The following is a 20,965-nucleotide window of genomic DNA, read 5'->3' as shown; positions in this document are numbered from 1 at the left end:
CAGGGCGTCGTCGTTTGCAGGGGCGGGCGATGGCGTGCCTGCGTGCTATCGTCCGCAGCCGCAGCTGGCATCCACGATGCCCGGGCGCCTGCCGTTGAACGGACCTCGACCATGCTCAAGCAGCTCCATGCACGCTACCGTGACCCATCCGCCGCCATCGACCTGCTGGCCCGGTGCCGGGCGCAGGTGGTGCGTTGGCGCTGGGCCAATGAATCGATGGGGTCGCAGACGCCCTTCTCGCAGGAGCACCATGGCGGCCCGGCAACGCGCTGGATCGCCGATGCAAGGGCGAAACCGCAGGTGCACGTGCGCCACGGCCTGGACGCGCACGACCAGGTGGTGATCGAGTGCTGGCCCAACGGCTGCACGATGGCCTGGCTGCACGCGCCCGGCGTGCGCCACGGCCTGGCGTTCGATGCCGATGGCGATATCAACGCGGCATGGGAGCACCGTGAGCAGGACGGGCGCCTGCTCGGGCTGGATCTCGTCGACGCTGCGCGCGGATTCAACCAGACCTACCACTGGCAGGGCGACCAGCTGCAGCGCGTGGTGATCGAAAACTGGTCGTCGGACCCACGCACCTGGTGGTGCCAGAACATCTATACCTACGACGATGCCGGCCAGCTCGATACGATCGTGCTGGAATACCTGGAGGCCGATGGCAGTCCCAGCGGACAGCGGCGCCTGGAGTACCAGCGCCCACGTCCGGGTGAAACCCTGGCAACCCTGAGCGCCGAGGTCGAGCGCCGGCTGATGGCGGCGATCGCCGCGCAGCTGCCGCGCATTCCACGTGCCGAGCCGCTGTATTGCCTGCTGCTGTGCTTCACCGACGAGGACACCCCCGCCGCGTGGCCTCCGTTCCTGGTCTGGGGGCGGCAGTCGTACCGCGATGCGGTGCTGGCGCGTGGCGAGGACGTCCGCTATTACCTCTGGGCACCGGACGAGATCCGCCATGCGCAAGGCGACGCCGACGAACACTGGTTCGATCTCCCCGCGCTGACCGAGGCATGCCAGCGCCACGGCCAGTACATGGAGGTGCGCCAGAGTTCGGTGTCGGCCAAGCGTGTGCTGAAGCAGGTGGCCGCGTGGCTGGATGCGCCACAACGCCGTGCGCTGCTGCATACCACCGATGATTTCGTGGTCGCCGTGGCCGACAACAGCGGCAACCTTGATCCGTTGCCGGGGATGCGCAGTGCGATCGGCCCCGAGCGCTGGACACGGTTGAAATCACGCGGCTACGTGTGAGGGACGCGTGGCCGCGCGCGAGCGGGGCCACGCGTCTTCACCGGGTCACTTGCCCGGTACGGGGGCCAGCGCCGGGGCCAGCTCGGCGAACAACCCGCCGAGTACGCCCATCGTGGCCTTGTCCGCGCCCATGTCCTCGGCCGCGTTGGCGATGGCGATCACGCCGCTGTTCTGGGCCGGGAACAGCGCCACCCAGGCCAGCCAGTTGCCATCGGAGCCACCGTGGACCAGCACCGGGCCCTGGCGGCCGGCGATGGACGGCTGCACGCCCCAGTCCAGCCCGGACGGGCTGCCCGGTTGCGCGGTCTGCATCAGGGTGTAGGAGGCCGGTGAGAGCAGTTTGCCCTTGCCCTGGCTGCCGGCGAGCTGGTCGATCGCAAACAGGGCCAGATCCTGCAGGCGCATGTGCAGGTTGCCGGCGGCGGTGTACAGCGGCGGTACGCCGTCATCGGACTTGCGCGGCAGGTCGGTGACCGGCTTGCCCGCGCGATGGCCGAGCGGTTGGCCGGCGGGCGTGGGGCCGAAGCCGGCACCGGTCATGCCCAGCGGGGTGAACACCTCGCGCTGCATCAGTGCTTCAACGCTCTGGCCAGTGGCACGTTCTGCGATCACCGCGGCGATCAGGAAGCCGGTGTTGCTGTAGCCGAACTCGCCGCCGGGCTGATGCACGGGCGCTTCGGTCAGTGCGGTCTTGATGTAGGCCTCGCGCTGCACCGGCAGTGGGCGGGTGTCGGTGAAGAACGCGTCCAGCGCGGCGGTATCGGTGAGGTTCTCCGGCAGCCCGGCGCGATGCGACAGCAACTGCACCAACGTAACGTCGCGGTAGGCCGGCAGCATCGTCGCAGCCAGGTCGGGCAGCATCGCCGACAGCGGTGCATCCCAGGACAACACCTTCTGTTCCACCAGGCGGGCGATCAGTGCCACGGTGATCGGCTTGCCGGTCGAGCCGATCATCCAGGTGTCTTCCCCGGTGGCGACGCGCTTGTCGTCATTGCGGCGCAGGCCGTGCACCGCCTGTTCGGCGATCTTGCCATCGCGGATCACCAGCACGCCCATGGCCGGGGTAGCGGTGCCGTCCATGGCCTGGGCAACGCGCGAGGCCAGCGGTGGGCTTGCATGCGCGGCACCGGCGGCCAGCAGCAGGCCGAGGGCAAGCCAGTGGCGCGCGCGTCGCGGCAGGGACGGAGCGCGCGCAACAATGACGGTCCTTCGGAGAGGGATCGAGTGCATGGAAAATCCTTGTAGGGGAAACCGAAGGGCGGCGTCGATCCGCTGGCGCCGTGGGGCAGGTCGTGCAAGCCACTCTTGCACGCGACCGAACCCGTATTCATGTGTCTGCAGTCATGCTTCTGCAGCAGGTATTCAGCAAGCGCTGCGCTGCGCGGCCCAGCGGTAGCCCCGCTGCGATGCAGCTCAGGTCGGCAGATCACACCCTGCCGGTAATGCTGCGCGTGGCGACCTGCCGCCACGCGCTTGCTCTGCTCAGGCGGTGGGCAGCAACGGTGCCAGCACCGGCTCCAGTTCGCGCTGTCGCCAGCCGGCCAGCGCGACCGGCCACTGCTGGCTTTCCAGATAACTTTCCAGATGCTTGCGCGAGGCCAGCACGCCATCGGGCAGGCCCAGTTCGGCGGAGCGCGCGCTGACCGCATCCTGCATCCGCTTGAGCACCTGCTTGTTGTTGTCGTTGGCCGGCAGCGCCAGGGGCGCGTCGGCTTCGTCGTCCAACGGCGTGGTCAACGCCTGCCAGACGGCGCCGACCAGTTTGCGCGGCGCTTTGGGGAAGCCTTCCATCAACTTGTCCAGCGCGGCCACGTCGGCCGGTGGCGTGCGCGCGAGCACGGCGGCCAGTTCGTTGTCGAGGATCCAGCTGCGCGGCTTGTCGCTGGCGCGGGCCTGTACATCACGCCAACGCAGCAGACGCAGCAAACGCATCTGCGCGGGGGTGTCCATGAACTGCGCCGAACGCATCGCCACATGCGGCCAGCGCTCCTCGTCGTTTTCCACACTGGCCAGCAGCCGTTCGGCATCGTCCTGCAGCCATTGGCGACGATCCAGCTCGGTCAGCTTGGCCTCGATCGCGTCGTGGATCCCGAACAGGTACTCGACGTCATCGGCGGCATACTCCAGCTGCGCGTCCGACAACGGCCGGCGCATCCAGTCCGAACGGGTCTCGCCCTTGGCCAGGGTCACCCCGGTGATCGCGTTGACCAGCTTCTGATAGCCCATGCCACCGCCGATGCCTGCCAGCGATGCACCGATCTGGGTATCGAACAGCGGCCGCGGCAGCACGCCGCAGGCGACCTTGAAGGTCACCAGGTCTTCGCTGGCGCTGTGCATGATCTTCAGGATGGCGGTATCGGCCAGCCACGGGGCCAGCGCCTCGTTCATGCCGGGGATCAGCGGGTCGATCAGCAGGATTTCATCGCCGACGGCCATCTGCACCAGGGCCAGCTGCGGCCAGTAGGTGCGTTCGCGGATGAATTCGGTGTCCAGCCCGATCCGGGTGGGGCGCTGGCGGTAGCGCTCGTCCAGTTCCGCCGGGGTTTTGATCCAGTAAGCCACGTGGGTTCCGTCTACTGCAGGAAATTGCATGGGCAAGAGGATAGCGCGCCGTGGCCGAGCCGCGCGCCGGTATCATCAACTCCCCGGCCCGCGCCGGCCGTGCGGCCCGGGCCCGGCTTGCCTTGGCCGGGTCGATTCAGCAATGCTTGCCCCTGGTTGCAAGGAACCTTCGTTTGCGCGCTTCCGCCTCCCCTCCGCTGCTGCTGGCCCTGCTGCTCACGCTTGCGGCGTGCTCGGCCGACGTACCGCCGCCGGCCAAGGCAAAGGCCACGGCGACGGCCGCCGCGCGCACTGCGCCGGCGCCAGCGGCGCGGGCCAAGGCCCAGGTGACGATCGGCGGCCAGGATGCCGCCGAGACCGTGCAGCGCTGGCAGCCGCCGGTAGTGGAGATCGACGATGACGCGGTGGCCGCGGCACGCCGCCAGGCGGCGCAGGCCTTTGAACAGGATCACCTGTATGCCGATGCCGGTGCGGCGATCCCGATCTGGCTGGCCCTGCTCCAGCGCGACGCCCGGGATCGCCAGGCACTGGAGGGACGCAAGCGTGCGCAGAAGCGCCTGCTCGATGAGGCCGGCACGCTGTTGTCGCGGCCCCTGAAGCAACGCGAGGCACTGGCCCAGGCCAGCGAGATGGCCTTGGTGCTGCTGGCGATCGCCCCGGAGGATGCACGCGTGCGCCAGCTGCAGTCGCGGGTGGAAATCGCCCAGCGGGTGATCGCCTACAACCGGGCCGGCGAAGATGACCTGCGCGCCGACCGGATCGGCGAGGACGGCGACGGCGCGATGCCCAACTTCCGCGACGCGCTGGCGTTGAACCCGGAGGACGCGCGCGCGCGCCAGGGCCTGGCCGCTGCCGAGAGCGCATTGATCCGCCGTGCCGAGACGGCGGCGCGCCGCGGCGATTTCGCCAGCACCGGCAGCTGGCTTGCCGAGGCGGCCAAGGTGCGCGATTCGTCGGTCACCATTGCCGATGCGTTCGAGCGGATCGAGCGCATCCGCGCCGAGACGCTGACCCGCCTGCGCGATGAGGGCCTGCGCGACCTGTCCACCCCGCAGGGGCTGAAGCCGGCGCGCGAAAAGCTTGAGGATGCGCTGCGCATCGCGCTGCCCGGCGACCCGGTGGTGGGCCAGCTGCGTGAGCGCATCGAGCTGGCCACCCACTACGGCAGCTTCCGCCCGCGCCAGGTGTTCAGCGATGCGTTGCGCGACGGGGGCCGTGGCCCGCAGATGATCGTGGTACCGCACGGCGGGTTCCAGATGGGGGCCGGCGAGGGCGAGCTGGGCGCCAGCGATGCCGAAAAGCCGTCGCATTACGTGCGTTTCGAGCGGGGCTTTGCGCTGTCGATCACCGAAGTCACCGTGGCCGATTTCCGCCGTTACGTACAGACCAGCAACGCCCGCCCGCGTGCCACCCGACGCGGGCATTCGATCGTCTATGACGAGCGCAGCGGCAACTTCGTCCGCCACAGCGGCGTGGATTGGCAGTCGGACTACAACGGTGCGCCGGCACTGGCCAATTCGCCGGTGATGCACGTCAGCGTACGCGATGCCGAGCACTATGCGATCTGGCTGTCCGAGCAGACCGGGCGTACCTACCGGCTGCCCAGCGAGGCCGAGTTCGAGTACGTGCTGCGTGCCGGCAGCAGTGGCCGCTACCCGTGGGGTGATGACGGCACGCCGCCGCCGCGCTCGGGCAACTTCACCGGCGCCGACGATGTCTCGCCTTCCGGCCGGCACTGGTACAACGCTTTCGTCGGCTATGGCGATGGCTTCTGGGGGCCGGCACCGGTGGCCAGCTTCGAGCCCAATGCCTGGGGCGTGCATGATGTCGCCGGCAACCTCAGCGAGTGGGTCGCCGATTGCTGGCACGCCAGCTACCGGCGCGCGCCGGCCGACGGCGCGGCGTGGTTCAACCCCGGCTGCCGGCAGCGGGTGATCCGCGGCGGCAACTGGGCCAATGCGCCGGCGCAGACCCGCGCGGCGTGGCGGCAGTCGCAGGATTCAGATACCACCAGTGCGCGCATCGGCTTCCGCCTGGTGCGCGGCATCTAAGCCGGGGCAGGGCGGTGGACCCTCACCTCAAATCCCTCCGCAGCCACTAAGATGGCGCCGTGCCGGCCAGCGTGTGCCGGTCCAGCGAGGAAGCCGCACCATGCGCAACGATCCTTTCGGCGCTCAACAATCAGGCCGCGCCCGTCGTCCCGGGTTGTTCGGCAACATCCGCTGGTGGGTGCTGCTGGCCTTTGCCGGCTATGCGGCGTTCTACTGGTTTTCCAATCGTGCGGTGGACCCCTACACCGGCGAGCGCGTGCTGATCGACAGCTCGCTGGATGCCACGCAGGAAAAGGCGCTCGGCCTGCAGGCCTACCAGGAGATCCTGGCCCAGGAGCGGCCGATGGATCCCAACGCGCAGGTATCGCGCGACGTACGCGCGATCGCGCAGCGGCTGATCGCCAAGGTGGACGTGGTGGAAACCGCGCTGGCCGAAGAGCATGGGTTGAAACCGGGGCACTTCTCGCGCGACTTCGAATGGGAAGTCAATGTGATCCAGTCCGAGCAGGCCAATGCGTTCTGCCTGCCCGGCGGCAAGATGGCGGTGTATACCGGGCTGATTCCGGTGGCGCGCACGGTGGATGCGATGGCGGTGGTGATGGGGCATGAGATCGCCCACGCGCTGCTTCGGCACGGCGCCCAGCGCATGGCCCAGCAGAAGCTGACCCAGATCGGGCAGATGGCCGGTGCGGCCAGCGGCATGGACCCGCAGCAGCAACAGATGATGATGTCGGCGATGGGCTACGGCTACCTGCTGCCGTATGCGCGCAGCCATGAGACCCAGGCCGACGAAGTGGGCCTGATGCTGGCCGCGGCCGCGTGCTTCGACCCGCGCGAAGCGGTACCGTTGTGGGAACGCATGGGCCAGGCCAGTGGCGGGCAGGCACCGCCGGAATTTTCTTCCACGCACCCCAACCCCGGCACGCGGATCCAGAACCTGCAGGCGCTGATGCCCAAGGCCATGGAGTACCGGCAGAAATACTGCGAAAGCGCGGGCGGTTGACGTCGGGTAGATCCGCCGAGCAACGCTCGGCGCTACCGGGCGATGAGGCGGATCTCGCCGTCCTGCACGCGCGCCTTGAGCGCATCGCCCGGGCTTACCTGCAGCGGTGAGCGAACCAGGGTGCCGTCGTCTTCGCGGGTGAGGATGCTGTAGCCGCGTGCCACCGTAGCCAGCGGGCTCACCGCTTCCATCGAGCGGGCCAGCCCACGCAGGCGCAGCTGGTCGCGCTGCAGCTGGCCGCGCATCGCGGCATCGGCGCGCGGTTGCAGGCGCTGCAGGCGCGCGCGCAGGGCGTCCAGGCGACGTTGCGGGTGGCCATTGCGCAGCACCGCGGCGGCATGCCGCAGCTGCGCCTGGCGACGCTCCTGCTGTTGCCGCCAGACAGCGGCCAGGCGCCGTGCCAGGTCCTGCTGGCGGCGTTGCAGCAGCTGCAAGCGGGCCTGCGGGCCCTGTGCGTTCAAGCGCAGCAGCGCGCGGTCGGCGCGTTGCATCGCCTGGCCCAGTCCGTGGCGCTGCAGCTGCACCATGCGGGCGGCCAGGCGGCGGACGTGCAACTGCAGGTCGCGCTGGTCGGGGACCAGTAGTTCGGCGGCCACCGACGGCGTGGGCGCGCGCAGGTCGGCGGCGAAATCGGCCAGGCTGAAGTCGGTTTCGTGCCCCACCGCAGACACCACCGGGGTCTGGCTGGCGGCGATCGCGCGGGCCAGCTGCTCGTCGTTGAAGGCCCACAGGTCTTCCATCGAACCGCCACCGCGGGTCAGCAGGATCACGTCGTAACGGCCGCTGGCGTCGGCGGCGCGCAACAGCGCGGTGATCTGCGCGGCCGCGCTGTCGCCCTGCACCAGGCTGGGCAGCAGGTCCACCTCAAGCAGCGGAAAGCGCCGCGCCAGCACGCTGAGCACGTCGCGCACGGCCGCGCCGGTCGGCGAGGTGATCACTGCCAGGCGGCGCACATGCGTGGGCAACGCGCGCTTGCGTTCCGCGGCGAACAGGCCCTCGGCCTCCAGCCGCGCCTTGAGCTGCTCGTAGGCACGGCGCAACGCGCCTTCGCCGGCCTCTTCCACGTGGTCCAGCACCATCTGGTACTCGCCGCGCGCTTCGTACAGGGTCAGCCGGCCACGCGCGAGTACGCGCATGCCTTCGCGCGGAACGAACGTCAGCCATTGGCTCTTGGGCTTGAACAACGCCGCGCGGATCTGCGCACGGGCATCCTTCAGCGTGAAGTACATGTGCCCGGAGGCCGGGCGGGTGACGCTGCCCAGCTCAGCCTCCACCCAGATCAGCGGGAAGGCGCCTTCCAGCATGTCGCGGGCCAGGATGTTGAGCTGGCTGGGCGTGAGGATCTGCGCGCTGCGGTCCATGGACAGGTCAAACGGTACGAACGGGCGCCCATGGTCGCACAGCGGTCAGCGTACCGGGTCGCGCGTGGCGTGCTGGTGCAGGGCCCATTGCACATGCTCGCGCACCAGCGGCGACGGATGCGCGCGGCGCGCCTCCAGTGCCGCCAGCGTGTCGGCGTGGGTCGGGGCATTGCCCAGCGCCACGGCGATGTTGCGCAGCCAGCGCTCGTGGCCGCTGCGTCGGATCGGGCTGCCCTCGGTGCGGCGCAGGAATTCGTCTTCTTCCCAGGCGAACAACTGGGCCAGGCTGGCCGTATCCAGAGCGTTGCGCGCGCGGAAATCGGGCTCATCGGTCCGCCGCGCGAACTTGTTCCAGGGGCAGACCAGCTGGCAGTCGTCGCAGCCGTAGATGCGGTTGCCCATCAACGGCCGCATGTCCTCGGGAATGGCGCCATCATGTTCGATGGTCAGGTAGGAAATGCAGCGTCGCGCATCCAGTCGCTGCGGGCCGATGATGGCCTGGGTCGGGCACACGTCGATGCAGCGGGTGCAGGTGCCGCAATGCGCGCTGGCCGGGGTGTCCACCGGCAGCGGCAGGTCGATGTAGACCTCGCCGAGGAAGAACCACGAGCCGCCGCTGCGATCGATCAGGCAGGTGTGCTTGCCGATCCAGCCCAGCCCGGCATTGCGCGCCAGCGCACGCTCCAGGACCGGCGCCGAATCGACGAACACGCGATAGCCGAATGCGCCGATCTCTGTGGCAAGGGCATCGGCGAACTTCTGCAGCCGGTTGCGCATCAGCTTGTGGTAATCGCGGCCCAGCGCATAACGCGCCACGTAGGCGCGGTCGCCGTCGTGCAGGGTGTCCCAGGCCTGGGCGTCATCCTTGTGGCCATAATCCATGCCCACCGAAATCACCCGCACCGTGCCGGGCAGCAGCTCGGCCGGGCGCGCACGCAGCGTGCCGTGGCGGGCCATCCAGTCCATCGTGCCGTACAGCCCCTTGCCCAGCCAATCGGCGAGGTGGGCTTCATCCTCGGCCAGGTCGATACCGGAGACGCCGCACCGCTGGAACCCGTGGCTGCGCGCGATGGCGCGCACGCGCTCGGCGGCACGGGCCAGGTTGACGGGGGCGGGGAGCGGAACAGCAGACATGGTGGGAAGTATAGAATCCCGGCATGCCCAAGCTTGCTGAACTGTTCGATATAGCCGCCGCACGCCGGATCGATACCCAGGCCAGCGCGCTGCTGGGCGACGGCGGGGCCGCGCTGATGGCGCAGGCCGGCCAGGCCGGCTGGCAGTGCCTGCTGGAACAATGGCCGCAGGCGCAGCGCATCTGCGTGGTGGTCGGCCCGGGCAACAACGGCGGCGATGGCTATGTATTGGCGCGGCTGGCCCGGCAGTCCGGGCGCCAGGTACAGGTGCTGCGCACGACCGCCGATGACGCCGCCACGCCGTTGGCCCGCGCTGCGTTGCAGGAATGGCAGGCCGCCGGCGGCGGGGTGGACACCTTTGCCGGGCGACTGCCTGCCGCCGATGTGCTGGTGGATGCGCTGTACGGGCTTGGCCTCAACCGCGCCCCTGCGGGCGAGGCGGCCACGCTGATCGAGGCGATCAACGCCGCTGGCATGCCGGTGCTGGCGCTGGACGTGCCCAGCGGCGTGGATGCCAACAGCGGCCATGTGCCCGGCAACGCAGTACGCGCGACGGTCACCCTGCAGTTCATCGTTTGCCACCGCGGCCTGTACACCGGTACCGCGCTGGAGCACGTCGGGGCGCGGCGACTGGCCCCGCTGTCACTGCCCGACGGCGCCGATGCGGACGTGCTGCCGAGTGCGCTGCCCTGGCAGAAGTCTTGCCTGTCCACGCAGTTGCCGGCGCGGCGCGCCAACACCCACAAGGGCGAATCCGGCCACGTGCTGTGCGTGGGCGGCAACATCGGCAGTGGCGGGGCGGTGATGCTGGCCAGCGAGGCCGCCTTGCGGGCCGGTGCCGGCCTGGTCAGCGTGGCCACCCAGGCGGCGCACATCGCGCCGCTGCTGGCGCGCCTGCCCGAGGCGATGGTGCATGCCATCGACGACGCGGGCGGGTTGCAGGCGCTGCTGTCGCGGGCCACCGTGGTTGCGATCGGGCCGGGCCTGGGGCAGGACGACTGGGCGCGCGAGCTATGGCGGCAGGTGCTGTCCAGCGGCAAGCCGCTGGTGGTGGATGCCGATGCGCTGAACCTGCTGGCCCGTTCCCCGCAGCCGCTGCCCGATGCCATCCTCACCCCGCATCCCGGCGAAGCCGCGCGCCTGCTTGGCGTCGATACCGCCGGCATCCAGGCCGACCGTTTCGCCGCAGCCCAGGCGCTGGCCGAGCGCTATCACGCCGTGGTGGTGCTCAAGGGCGCCGGCACCGTGGTGGCCGCGCCCGGGCGCCTGCCGCGGGTGATCGCCGCCGGCAACCCTGGCATGGCCGTTGGCGGCATGGGCGACCTGCTCACCGGCATCATCGCTGCCCTGCGCGCGCAGGGCCTGGCGGCATTCGACGCGGCCAGCAGCGGTGCATTGCTGCACGCGCTGGCCGGGGATGTGGCCGCCGGCGATGGCCAGCGCGGCCTGCTCCCCACCGACCTGCTGGCGCCGCTGCGCCGGCTGGCCAATCCGGAACCCCCTGCACCATGATCGAGTTTTTCCTGCCGCAGAGCGACGACACCGACCTGCTCGGGCACTGGTTGGCCGCTACCCGTCCGCCACAGGCCGTGATGCAGCTGCGCGGGGACCTCGGCGCGGGCAAATCCACCCTGGCCCGCGCCCTGTTGCGCGCGCTGGGCGTGCAGGGCGCCATCCGCAGCCCCACCTACACCCTGGTGGAGCGCTATCCGCTGGCCGATGGGCACGAGGCCTGGCACCTGGACCTGTACCGGATCGGCCAGGCCGAAGAGCTGGATTTCCTCGGCCTGGACGAGGGCAGTGCCTCGCTGTGGCTGGTGGAATGGCCTGAGCGCGGTGCCGGTGCGTTGCCCCCGACCGATCTGATCGTGGCGCTGGAAATCGAGGGCCTTGGCCGCCGCGTGCGTCTCAGTGCGGCCAGCGACGCTGGTCGCGAATGGCTCGACCGGCTGCCCCAAAGGGGCGACTTGCAGGCCCTTTCTGTCGGCTGACACTAGGAAACACCGGCAGGTTACGGATTATTAAGGGAAAAGGAGTTGCATTTCGTTCAGGGCGGTGATTGAATCCTGAGCTATGCCAATGGGGAAACCACTCACCGCCATCTGTGCCGCCGTCGGACTGTGTCTGGCGAGCGCGATGGCGTGGGCGGGCGAAGTCCGCCAGGTCGCGTTGGAAACCGGCGCCACCGGTACCCGTGCGGAGATCGCGCTGGCCGGGAGCGGGGGCTACAAGACCCTGTCGCTGGCCGGTCCGAACCGCCTGGTGGTCGATTTCCCCGATTCCAGCGCCGTGCGCAACCTCAAGCTGCCTGCGCCCACGGGCGTGGTCACGGCGGTGCGCAGTGGCCAGCCGGTCCCCGGCACGTTCCGCGTGGTCTTCGACCTGGCCGAATCGGTCGCGCCGTTCCGCCCGCAGATGCTCCGGCAGGGCGATCAGTCGCGGTTGGTGATCGAATGGCCGGGCGATGCGCCGGCCAGCGTTGCCACCGCGGCGACCGCCACCGTACCCGCCACTGCCGGGGGCGTTCCGACGCCGCCTGCGCCCGTGCCTGCCCCGTCCAACCCGACCCCGCCACCCACCCCCGCTCAGACCGCACAGGCCCGCAGCGATGCTGCGCGGGCCACCGCGCTGCTGACCGCGTCGGTGCGCCAGCAGGCCAGCGCGACCGCCGCCACTGCCGTGCCAGCGACGTCCACTCCGACCGCCACGGCCGTCAACGTGGCCGCCGCCGGCAACGCCAACGCGGCCAGCAATTCCGCATCGCCCGCTGCCATCCTCGCCGGCCAGCCGACCCCGGCCGTCGTGCCGACGCCGGCAGTGGTCGCGGTGGTACCGGCCGAACCGCCGCGCCCGGCCATGCCCAGCGACATGTCGCGGATCAAGATGCGTGCCGGCATGCGCCAGCTGGTGGTGGCGATCGATCCCGGCCACGGTGGCCAGGATCCCGGCGCGGTCGGCCCGACCGGCAAGCGCGAGAAGGACATCACCCTGGCCGTGGCCCGTGAACTGGCCCGCCAGGTCAACGCGACGCCGGGCCTGAAGGCCTATCTGACCCGCGACACCGACATGTTCATCCCCTTGCCGATGCGCGCGCAGAAGGCGCGCGCGGCCAAGGCCGACATCTTCATCTCGATCCATGCCGACGCCGCCGAGAACCGCTCGGCCACCGGTTCGTCGGTGTACGTGCTGTCGACCAAGGGCGCCTCTTCGCAGCGTGCACGCTGGCTGGCCGACAAGGAAAACGCCGCCGACCTGGTCGGTGGCGTGCGCCTGCAGCAGACCGAAGGCACCTTGGCCAATGTGCTGCTGGACCTGGCCCAGAGCGGTTACATGAAAGCCTCCGAAGACGCCGCCGGCCACGTGCTGGGCGGGCTGAAGCGGATCGGCAAGAACCACAAGCCGAACATCGAGCGGGCCAACTTCGCGGTGCTGCGCACCTCGGACATGCCGGCGATGCTGGTGGAAACCGCCTTCATCTCCAATCCCGACGAAGAGCGTCGCCTGATCGATCCGGCCTACCAGCGCCAGATCGCCGGGGCCGTGCTGGACGGCGTGCACACCTTCTTCAGCCGCCAGCCGCCGCCGGGCACGTTGTATGCGGCCCGCGCCCAGGCCGAAATCGACGCCGCCAGCACCGTGGCGGGCGGAAGCAAATAATCCGCAACACGGATCATCTACCGTAGAGCCGACCGTTGGTCGGCTGCATGTGATCTTGCAGGTAGAGCCGACCGTTGGTCGGCTACCACGCCCAGCGCGCCGCCATTGCAGAGGCAGCCGACCAACGGTCGGCTCTACCGGATTCGCCGCCTCCCCGGGCGCGGCCCGGCGCTACGCTATCATCTGCCAATGAAGTCCAGTCCCCTGCATTCCCACACGTCCGCTTTCGCAGGCTCCACCCTCCGGAGCGGCGCATGAGCATCCGCCAGCTGCCCGACATCCTGATCAACCAGATCGCCGCCGGCGAAGTGGTTGAACGGCCGGCGTCAGTGGTCAAGGAACTGGTCGAAAACGCACTGGATGCCGGCGCCACCCGGGTCGATATCGACCTGGAGGAAGGCGGGGTGCGCCTGATCCGGATCCGTGACGACGGCGGCGGCATCGCACCGGAAGAGCTGTCGTTGGCGGTGTCGCGCCATGCCACCAGCAAGATCGCCAGCCTGGACGACCTGGAGGCGGTGGCCACGCTCGGTTTCCGCGGCGAAGCACTGCCCTCGATCGCATCGGTCAGCCGCTTCACCCTGGCCTCGCGTCGCGCCAGCGACGAACACGGGTCGTCGCTGCAGATCGAAGGCGGCAAGCTTGGCCAGGTGATGCCGCGTGCGCATGCGCAGGGCACCACCGTGGAAGTACGTGAGCTGTTCTACAACGTGCCGGCGCGGCGCAAGTTCCTGCGCGCCGAGCGCACCGAGCTGGGCCACATCGAGGAATGGTTGCGCTCGCTCGCGCTGGCCCGGCCGGACGTGGAACTGCGGGTGTCGCACAATGGCAAGCCCTCGCGTCGCTACAAGCCCGGCGACCTGTATTCCGATGCGCGCCTGGGCGAGACCCTCGGCGAGGATTTCGCCGCGCAGGCACTGCGCGTGGATCACAGCGGTGCCGGCCTGCGCCTGCATGGCTGGATCGCGCAGCCGCACTATTCGCGCGCCAGCACCGACCAGCAGTACCTGTACGTCAATGGCCGTCCGGTGCGCGACCGCAGCGTGGCGCACGCGGTGAAGATGGCGTATGGCGACGTGCTGTTCCATGGTCGCCAGCCGGCCTATGTGCTGTTCCTGGAACTGGACCCGACCCGGGTCGACGTCAACGTGCACCCGGCCAAGCATGAGGTGCGCTTCCGCGATTCGCGCCTGATCCACGATTTCGTCTACCGCACGCTGAAGGAAGCGCTGGCCGAAACGCGCGCCGGCATGACCGCCACGGCAGGCGCCGCCGAAGGACAGGGCAACCCCGCCACGGCAGCTGCCGGAATGGCCGGCTACGGCGCAGCTGGCAACGGCTACGCGCTGGCCGGTGCCGGCGGTGGCGGTGGCGGTGGCATGGGCGCGCAGTGGCGCCCGCAGCAATCGCCGCTTGGCCTGCGCGTGGCCGACGCACCGTCTGCCTACGCCGCGTTGTATGCCGCGCCGTCGTCCGGCGAGGGCGCCAGTGGCCTGCCGCCCATGCCGAGCGAGAACGGGCTGCCGATCACCGCCGCGGCCAGTGGCGTGCCGCCGCTGGGTTATGCGGTGGCACAGCTGCACGGCATCTACATCCTGGCCGAGAATGCCGAAGGGCTGATCGTGGTGGACATGCATGCCGCGCACGAACGCATCGGCTACGAGCGCCTGAAAACCGCGCACGACGGCATGGGCCTGCATGCGCAGCCGCTGCTGGTACCGATCACCCTGGCCGTTGGCGAGCGCGATGCCGATACCGCCGAGCGCGAATCGGACACACTGGTGGCGTTGGGCTTTGAGATCACCCGTTCCGGGCCTGGCTCGCTGCATGTGCGCAGCATTCCGGCGCTGCTGGCCAATGCCGAACCGGAAGGCCTGCTGCGCGATGTGCTCACCGACCTGCGCGAGCATGGCCAGAGCCGGCGCATCGCCACCGCGCGCGACGAGCTGCTCTCGACGATGGCCTGCCACGGCGCGGTGCGCGCCAACCGGCGGTTGACCGTGCCGGAAATGAACGCGCTGCTGCGCGACATGGAAATCACCGAACGCTCGGGTCAGTGCAATCACGGCCGACCGACCTGGGCACGTTTTTCACTGGCGGAAATCGACCGCTGGTTCCTGCGCGGACGTTGAAGGGGAGCATCATGCGGAATTGGGGAATGGCGCTTGGCACGGCAGTGCTGGCGTTGGGACTGGTGGCGTGTGGGGACACGGACACCGCACCGGCCGCCGTGGCGGCGGTGGATCCGGCGTTTGCCGCCGAACAGCAACAGTGGCGGCAGCAGCGCTATACCGAGCTGCATGCCGCCGACGGCTGGACCAGCCTGGTTGGCCTGCACTGGTTGGAGCACAAGGCGCATTACATCGGGCGTGGCCCGGGCAGCGGTATCCGCCTGGCGGTGGGACCGGACAAACTGGGCATGGTGGCCCGGCAGGGCGACACGGTCTGGTTCACGCCTGAGCGCGGTGTTGCGCTGAGCGTGGACGGCACGCCGGTCACCACGCGCATCCGCTTCTCCAGCGATCGCGATCCCAGCCCGACCCGGATCGCCTTCGACGACGGCAAGGGCCAGTTGAGCCTGATCCATCGCGGCGAGCGCTACGCGCTGCGGGTCAAGCATGCCGATGCACCGAGCCGGGCCAACTTCACCGGGTTGCAGTACTGGCCGGGTGGGCCGTCGTGGCAGGTCAGCGCGCAGTTCGTGCCGCATGCGCCGGGCCGCACGCTGCCGATCGTGGACATCACCGGCCTCACCACCCCGACCCCGAACCCGGGTGCGTTGGCGTTCGAGCGCGATGGACGCCGCTGGCAGCTGGAGGCGCTGGGTGAGCCCGGTGGCGAACTGTTCGTGATCTTTGCCGACCGCACCAGCGGCCATGGCAGCTACCCGGCCGGACGCTACCTGGACCTGCCGGCGCCCGATGCCCAAGGCCGGGTGCTGATCGATTTCAACCATGCCTACAATCCGCCGTGTGCGTTCACCGCGTTTGCGACCTGCCCGCTGGCACCGCCGGAAAACCGCCTGGACCTGCGCATCGACGCGGGCGAGCAGGCCTACCATGCCCCTGAAGGAGAGGCCTGAACCATGTCGATGTTGTCCCGTGTGTTGTCCCCGCTGTTGATCGCTGCCGGCGTACTGCTGGCCAGCGGCGCGGCGCAGGCGCGCGCCGATGCCCCGGCCGCCAAGCAAAGCCCGCCGGTGCCGCTGTTGTGGAAGGTGACCGGGCCGGGCGACAGCAGGGTGTATCTGCTGGGCTCGTTCCATCTGCTGCGCGCGCAGGATTACCCGCTCGCCGCCGATGTCGAGCAGGCGTTCGCTGCCTCCAGCCGGGTGGTGTTCGAACTGTCGCCGCAGGACATGGCGTCGCCGCAGTTGCCGCAGAAAATGTTGCAGGCGGCGATGCGTACCGATGGCAGCGAGCTCAAGCGCGACCTGGATGCGGCCACCTGGACCAAGCTGCAGGCCTACGCCAGCGCCAACAACCTGCCGCTGGCGCAGCTGCAGGGCATGAAACCGTGGTTCGTGGGGCTGACCATCACGCTGTCGCAGTTCACCCGGATGGGGTTGGACCCCAACCTGGGGCTGGATCGTCATTTCATGACCCGCGCGGCCAGCGCAGGCAAGGCGACCTCGGGGCTGGAAGATATCGACACGCAGGTCGCGGTACTGGCGGGGATGTCGGTGCAGGAACAGCAGCAGATGGTGGCCGAGGCGCTGGACCAGGTCGACAAGGGCGATGCCGAGGGCCGCAAGCTGCACGATGCATGGCGCCGTGGCGATGACAAACTGCTGTGGACGTCGATGGCCTCGGAGATGCGCGGTCAGTTCCCGCAGCTGTACCAGCGCATCAACACCGATCGCAATGATGCGTGGGTGCCCAAGCTGCAGCAGTACCTGCAGGCGGGGCAGGGCGGCACGCTGGTCGTGGTGGGCACGCTGCACCTGCTGGGCAACGACGGTGTGGTGGAGAAACTGCGCGCGAAGGGCTTCCAGGTGGAGCGGGTGTGCACGGGGTGTGCCAAGCCCAAGCGCTGAGTGCCGTGGCGGCACCCGGAAACGAAAAAGGCGCGGCCGGTGGGCTGCGCCTTTTCTTCGTGCGGCAACCGCGGCGGGTCAGCGGCGGGTCAGCGGCGGGTCTTGCCGGTAGCCGGCGGCGGGGTTTCCGGCTTGCCGGTGCCAGTGCCGGTACCGGTGCTGGTCCCGCCGGGGCGGGGGCCGAAACCGCTGCCCATGTTGCGCTGGAAATCCTGCCAGAGCTCCAGATTGCGCTCGGTCAGCTGGTTCATCATGGCCCAGGGGGTCTGGCCGAGCAGGTTGCCCATCTGCTGGCGGAACTGCTGCTGCTGGTCCAGGAAGACCTGCATGCTGCGTTCCAGGTAATTGCCCATGAAGCCTTGCAGGGAGTCGCCGTAGAAGCGGATCAGCTGGCTGAGCAGCTGGGTGGACAGCATCGGTTCGCCGTCCTGTTCCTGGTCGGCAATGATCTGCAGCAGCACCGAGCGGGTGAGGTCGTCGCCGCTCTTGGCATCACGGACTTCAAAATCCTCGCCGTCGAGGATGAGCTGGCGCACGTCTTCGATGGTGATGTAGCTGGAAATCTCGGTGTCGTAGAGCCGGCGGTTCGGGTATTTCTTGATAATGCGGTTCGCAGCCATGAAACGGTCACTCATCACAGTAGGCGCGCAGCATGGCGCAGTGCAGCAGCACATGCAACCGCCGGAAGGCCCATGCGGCGGGGTATTGGTCTGTGCTGAATGCTGCGCAGCATGGATTTGCGCGGGGTGCAGCAAAACGTTTTCCTGGATCACCCGTGGCCCGTAGCGCCGACCGTTGGTCGGCTGCTCGCGATCCTCGCCCGAAAGGCAGCCGACCCACGGTCGGCTCGACCTTTTACCAGCCCATGTGGTGGCCGCCGTTGATGTCCAGGTTCGAGCCGGTGATCCACGAGGCTTCCTCGTTGACCAGGAAGGCCACCGCGTAGGCGATTTCCTCGGGTTTGCCGAGGCGGCCGGTGGGGATGTCGGCGATGATCTTGGCGCGCACTTCATCGGGGACGGCCATCACCATGTCGGTGGCCACATAGCCCGGGGAAATGGTGTTGACGGTGATGCCGAAGCCGGCATTCTCGCGGGCCAGGGAAATGGTGAAGCCGTGCATGCCGGCCTTGGCGGCGGCGTAGTTGGCCTGGCCGTACTGGCCTTTGAGGCCGTTGATGGAGCTGATCTGGATGACCCGGCCCCAACCGCGGCGGCGCATGCCTTCGATGACCGGGCGGGTGACGTTGAACACCGAGTTGAGGTTGGTGTTGATGACGTCGTGCCATTGGTCGGCGCGCATGCGGTGGAAGGTGGTGTCGCGGGTGATGCCGGCGTTGTTGACCAGGATTTCGATCGGGCCGAGCGCAGCTTCGACGTTGCGGACCATCGCTTCGGCCGTGTCCGGGTCGGCGACGTCGCCGGGGAAGATCGCCACGTCCGAGCCACGGGCCAGCATCCGCTCGCGCCAGGCGATGGCTTTGGCCTCGTCGCGGTAGTTGGTGGCGACCCGGTGGCCCTGGTCGGCGAGGCGTTGGCAGATGGCGGTACCAATGCCGCCGGTACCGCCGGTGACCAGTGCGACGCGAGATGTCATGAGCAGCTACTCCGAAAGGCAGGGCCAACAAGGGGGACAGCGATTCTGCAACATCGCCGTGGCAAATGGGGACTCAGGCGCGCGCGCCCGGGACGGTGATGTCGTGGGCGGGCAACCGCGCCGGATCGAATCCGGCACGGGCGCAGGCGAGCAGGTCCGGAACGCGGTTGGCGGCCCGCACGCAGGCGGGGTCCTGGCCAAGCGCGGCCCAGGCCTGGCGCAGCGCCGGCAGCGGCTGGCCGGGGTCGAGCGGTTGGGCGGCATCGGATTTGGACAGCTTGCGGCCATCGGCTTCCAACAGCAGCGGCAGGTGCAGGTAGCGCGGGGTCGGCAGGCCGAGGGCGCGCTGCAGCAGGATCTGGCGCGCGGTGGAGTCCAGCAGGTCCGCGCCACGCACCACATCGGTGATGTGCTGGTCGCCATCGTCGACGACCACGGCCAGCTGGTAGGCCCAATAGCCGTCGGCGCGACGCAGCACGAAATCGCCCACCTCGGCGTGGACGTCCTGTTCGATCCGGCCGCGCAGGCCGTCCTGGACGCCGACGATGCTGCCCGGGGGCACGCGCAGGCGGATGGCCGGTTGCGCGCGCGGGCGGCGCGCCACGCAGTGCTGGTGGACGCCGTGCTGGTCGGCCAGGTCGCTGCGGCTGCAGTGGCAGACGAAGGCCGTGCCGTCGTCCAGGAGGCGGTCCAGGGCCGCCTGGTAGGCGGGGCTGCGGGCGCTCTGGTGGACGATGGGGCCGTTGCTGGCCAGGCCAAGGGCGCCCAGGGCGGCCAGCTGCTGCTGCACCGCGCCGGGCACGGTGCGCGGCGGATCGAGGTCTTCGATACGCACCAGCCACTGGCCGTCGGCGTGGCGGGCGAGCAGCCAGCTGCCCAGCGCGGCCAGCAGCGAGCCGGGGTGCAGGGGGCCGGTGGGCGAGGGCGCGAAGCGGCCGCGGTAAGGGGTCATGGACATGAACTATGAATCGTCGGTCAGTTTGCGACTTGAATTCAAGCTGAAGTCCCCGCAGATTTGCACTAATCAACCTCCATCGAGCGTCATTTCCCCATGTTCACGCGCATTAGTCTCTTCCTTCTGACCAACTTGGCGGTGCTCGTCCTGGCGGGCATCGTGATGTCGGTGCTGGGCGTCAACCCCAACCGGATGAGCGGGCTGCTGGTGATGGCGGCCATCTTCGGCTTCGGCGGTTCGTTGATTTCGCTGCTGTTGTCCAAGTGGATGGCCAAGCGCTCCACCGGCGCGGTGGTGATCACCGAGCCGCGCAACCAGACCGAGCGCTGGCTGCTGGCCACGGTCGAGCGCCAGGCGCGCGAGGCCGGCATCGGCATGCCGGAAGTGGCGGTCTACGACGGCCCGGAAATCAATGCGTTCGCCACCGGCGCGAACCGCAACAAGGCGTTGGTGGCGGTGTCCACCGGCCTGCTGCACAACATGAGCGAAGACGAGGCCGAGGCGGTGCTGGGCCACGAGATCGCGCACGTGGCCAACGGCGACATGATCACGATGGCACTGCTGCAGGGCGTGCTCAATACGTTCGTGATCGTGCTGGCACGCATCGTCGGTGGTTTCATCGACAGTGCGTTGTCGGGCAACCGCGAGGGTGGCGGCCGCGGGTTTGCGTACTACATCATCGTGTTCGTGCTGGAGATGGTGTTCGGGGTGGGCGCGACGGTGATTTCGATGTGGTTCTCGCGCCACCGCGAGTTCCGTGCCGACGCCGGTGGTGCGCACCTGGCGGGCCGGCAGAAGATGATCGCGGCGCTGGAGCGGTTGAAGGTCAACCACGGCCAGAGCACGTTGCCGACCCAGATCGCCGCGTTCGGTATCGCTGGGTCCACGGCCCGCAAGCTGTTCATGAGCCACCCGCCGCTGGAAGAGCGCATCGCTGCGCTGAAGGCCAGTACTGCGGTGTGATTGATTGATGGCAGCGGCTGGGCAACGGCAAAACGCCAGGCTTCGGCCCTGATGCTGGTCAGTTGTGAAGAGCGCCTCGATTCCATCAGGGATCGGGCCGTTTTTTCTTTTCAGCGTTGAGGGGAAGGGTTCACTGGAGTGTTCGACAGTGGAGGAGCGTGTGCGTCTTCGGTTGGCTGCAGCGCGAGCATTCGGGGCCGCCAAGCGGCTCAGCTTGCGGTGGAGCGGGGTACGCCTCTGCTTCTGGTCGATCGCCATCGATTGACGCGCGTGTGGGTGGAAAAATCGTCACCACCAACGGTGGTGACCTACCAGGTCGGCGAACCCATACCGTCCTGCCCAGCTCGAGCATGCAACGCGCACGGTGCTTTTGCCGTGGCCTTCGCTGTCGCCCCAGTACCCC

General features: G+C 69.0%; 17 protein-coding genes. 10 read left to right on the top strand and 7 right to left on the bottom strand.

The window, feature by feature from the left end:
• Positions 1–111 precede the first annotated feature (111 nt).
• Entirely contained in the window at positions 112–1,245 is a 1,134-nt protein-coding gene (locus AC3IR9_RS13830) for a hypothetical protein (RefSeq protein WP_489291316.1), read from the top strand.
• 45 nt (positions 1,246–1,290) lie between these two features.
• Here AC3IR9_RS13830 and AC3IR9_RS13825 read toward each other — a convergent pair whose 3' ends face one another.
• Positions 1,291–2,475, bottom strand: a complete 1,185-nt coding sequence (locus AC3IR9_RS13825; protein WP_489291314.1) for a serine hydrolase domain-containing protein — start codon at positions 2,473–2,475, stop codon at positions 1,291–1,293.
• 252 nt (positions 2,476–2,727) lie between these two features.
• A complete protein-coding gene (gene rnd, locus AC3IR9_RS13820) occupies positions 2,728–3,807 on the bottom strand; it encodes a ribonuclease D (RefSeq protein WP_489291312.1) in 1,080 nt (359 codons plus the stop codon).
• A gap of 173 nt (positions 3,808–3,980) precedes the next feature.
• Here rnd and AC3IR9_RS13815 point away from each other — a divergent pair, with 173 nt between their 5' ends.
• Positions 3,981–5,858 carry a formylglycine-generating enzyme family protein gene (locus tag AC3IR9_RS13815; RefSeq protein ID WP_489291311.1) on the top strand — a complete coding sequence of 626 codons (1,878 nt, stop codon included), beginning with the start codon at positions 3,981–3,983 and terminating at the stop codon, positions 5,856–5,858.
• Positions 5,859–5,958: 100 nt separating this feature from the next.
• The gene (locus tag AC3IR9_RS13810) at positions 5,959–6,861 is read left to right on the top strand and encodes a M48 family metallopeptidase (RefSeq protein WP_489291310.1); all 903 of its coding nucleotides are present in this window, start codon (positions 5,959–5,961) and stop codon (positions 6,859–6,861) included.
• Between the two features lie 32 nt (positions 6,862–6,893).
• Here the strand turns inward: AC3IR9_RS13810 and xseA are convergent, their stop codons facing one another.
• Positions 6,894–8,222, bottom strand: a complete 1,329-nt coding sequence (gene xseA / locus AC3IR9_RS13805; protein WP_489291308.1) for an exodeoxyribonuclease VII large subunit — start codon at positions 8,220–8,222, stop codon at positions 6,894–6,896.
• A gap of 45 nt (positions 8,223–8,267) precedes the next feature.
• Positions 8,268–9,356 carry a tRNA epoxyqueuosine(34) reductase QueG gene (gene queG, locus AC3IR9_RS13800; protein WP_489291307.1) on the bottom strand — a complete coding sequence of 363 codons (1,089 nt, stop codon included), beginning with the start codon at positions 9,354–9,356 and terminating at the stop codon, positions 8,268–8,270.
• Between the two features lie 23 nt (positions 9,357–9,379).
• On the opposite strand from queG, the gene AC3IR9_RS13795 reads away from it, so the two are divergent.
• The 6 genes from AC3IR9_RS13795 (at position 9,380) to AC3IR9_RS13770 (ending at position 17,048) form a co-directional block, all read left to right on the top strand.
• Positions 9,380–10,867, top strand: coding sequence for an NAD(P)H-hydrate dehydratase (locus AC3IR9_RS13795; RefSeq protein WP_489291305.1), 1,488 nt, complete (start codon positions 9,380–9,382; stop codon positions 10,865–10,867).
• Entirely contained in the window at positions 10,864–11,346 is a 483-nt protein-coding gene (tsaE, locus tag AC3IR9_RS13790) for a tRNA (adenosine(37)-N6)-threonylcarbamoyltransferase complex ATPase subunit type 1 TsaE (RefSeq protein ID WP_489291303.1), read from the top strand. Before AC3IR9_RS13795 ends, tsaE begins: the two co-directional genes overlap by 4 nt.
• A gap of 88 nt (positions 11,347–11,434) precedes the next feature.
• Positions 11,435–13,012 (top strand): N-acetylmuramoyl-L-alanine amidase, encoded by a 1,578-nt coding sequence (locus tag AC3IR9_RS13785; RefSeq protein WP_489291301.1) that lies wholly within the window; start codon positions 11,435–11,437, stop codon positions 13,010–13,012.
• 254 nt (positions 13,013–13,266) lie between these two features.
• Positions 13,267–15,144 (top strand): DNA mismatch repair endonuclease MutL, encoded by a 1,878-nt coding sequence (gene mutL / locus AC3IR9_RS13780; protein WP_489291299.1) that lies wholly within the window; start codon positions 13,267–13,269, stop codon positions 15,142–15,144.
• A gap of 11 nt (positions 15,145–15,155) precedes the next feature.
• Positions 15,156–16,094, top strand: coding sequence for a DUF1684 domain-containing protein (locus AC3IR9_RS13775; protein ID WP_489291297.1), 939 nt, complete (start codon positions 15,156–15,158; stop codon positions 16,092–16,094).
• A 3-nt stretch (positions 16,095–16,097) separates the two neighbouring features.
• Positions 16,098–17,048: a TraB/GumN family protein gene (locus tag AC3IR9_RS13770; RefSeq protein WP_489291295.1), complete on the top strand. Its 951-nt coding sequence runs from the start codon at positions 16,098–16,100 to the stop codon at positions 17,046–17,048.
• Positions 17,049–17,137: 89 nt separating this feature from the next.
• On the opposite strand, the gene phaR is transcribed toward AC3IR9_RS13770, so the two are convergent.
• The 3 genes from phaR to gluQRS form a co-directional block, all read right to left on the bottom strand.
• Positions 17,138–17,668, bottom strand: a complete 531-nt coding sequence (phaR, locus tag AC3IR9_RS13765) for a polyhydroxyalkanoate synthesis repressor PhaR (protein WP_489291294.1) — start codon at positions 17,666–17,668, stop codon at positions 17,138–17,140.
• Positions 17,669–17,903: 235 nt separating this feature from the next.
• Positions 17,904–18,644 carry an acetoacetyl-CoA reductase gene (gene phbB / locus AC3IR9_RS13760; protein ID WP_489291292.1) on the bottom strand — a complete coding sequence of 247 codons (741 nt, stop codon included), beginning with the start codon at positions 18,642–18,644 and terminating at the stop codon, positions 17,904–17,906.
• A 73-nt stretch (positions 18,645–18,717) separates the two neighbouring features.
• Complete coding sequence (gene gluQRS / locus AC3IR9_RS13755) at positions 18,718–19,602, bottom strand: tRNA glutamyl-Q(34) synthetase GluQRS (RefSeq protein WP_489291291.1); 885 nt, start codon at positions 19,600–19,602, stop codon at positions 18,718–18,720.
• 93 nt (positions 19,603–19,695) lie between these two features.
• On the opposite strand from gluQRS, the gene htpX reads away from it, so the two are divergent.
• A complete protein-coding gene (gene htpX, locus AC3IR9_RS13750) occupies positions 19,696–20,562 on the top strand; it encodes a protease HtpX (protein WP_489291289.1) in 867 nt (288 codons plus the stop codon).
• Positions 20,563–20,965: the final 403 nt, after the last annotated feature.

This window comes from Stenotrophomonas sp. GL_101 (assembly GCF_057835675.1).
This window is presented reverse-complemented; position numbering and strand designations above follow the sequence as displayed.

Excerpts from the sequence above, each read along its gene's own strand:
- tsaE (WP_489291303.1), top strand. The coding sequence starts at position 10,864 with ATGATCGAGTTTTTCCTGCCGCAGAGCGACGACACCGACCTGCTCGGG.
- AC3IR9_RS13810 (WP_489291310.1), top strand. The coding sequence starts at position 5,959 with ATGCGCAACGATCCTTTCGGCGCTCAACAATCAGGCCGCGCCCGTCGT.
- htpX (WP_489291289.1), top strand. The coding sequence starts at position 19,696 with ATGTTCACGCGCATTAGTCTCTTCCTTCTGACCAACTTGGCGGTGCTC.
- AC3IR9_RS13795 (WP_489291305.1), top strand. The coding sequence starts at position 9,380 with ATGCCCAAGCTTGCTGAACTGTTCGATATAGCCGCCGCACGCCGGATC.
- xseA (WP_489291308.1), bottom strand. The coding sequence starts at position 8,222 with ATGGACCGCAGCGCGCAGATCCTCACGCCCAGCCAGCTCAACATCCTG.
- AC3IR9_RS13785 (WP_489291301.1), top strand. The coding sequence starts at position 11,435 with ATGGGGAAACCACTCACCGCCATCTGTGCCGCCGTCGGACTGTGTCTG.
- queG (WP_489291307.1), bottom strand. The coding sequence starts at position 9,356 with ATGTCTGCTGTTCCGCTCCCCGCCCCCGTCAACCTGGCCCGTGCCGCC.
- gluQRS (WP_489291291.1), bottom strand. The coding sequence starts at position 19,602 with ATGTCCATGACCCCTTACCGCGGCCGCTTCGCGCCCTCGCCCACCGGC.
- phaR (WP_489291294.1), bottom strand. The coding sequence starts at position 17,668 with ATGGCTGCGAACCGCATTATCAAGAAATACCCGAACCGCCGGCTCTAC.
- AC3IR9_RS13770 (WP_489291295.1), top strand. The coding sequence starts at position 16,098 with ATGTCGATGTTGTCCCGTGTGTTGTCCCCGCTGTTGATCGCTGCCGGC.
- mutL (WP_489291299.1), top strand. The coding sequence starts at position 13,267 with ATGAGCATCCGCCAGCTGCCCGACATCCTGATCAACCAGATCGCCGCC.
- phbB (WP_489291292.1), bottom strand. The coding sequence starts at position 18,644 with ATGACATCTCGCGTCGCACTGGTCACCGGCGGTACCGGCGGCATTGGT.
- AC3IR9_RS13825 (WP_489291314.1), bottom strand. The coding sequence starts at position 2,475 with ATGCACTCGATCCCTCTCCGAAGGACCGTCATTGTTGCGCGCGCTCCG.
- AC3IR9_RS13775 (WP_489291297.1), top strand. The coding sequence starts at position 15,156 with ATGCGGAATTGGGGAATGGCGCTTGGCACGGCAGTGCTGGCGTTGGGA.
- AC3IR9_RS13830 (WP_489291316.1), top strand. The coding sequence starts at position 112 with ATGCTCAAGCAGCTCCATGCACGCTACCGTGACCCATCCGCCGCCATC.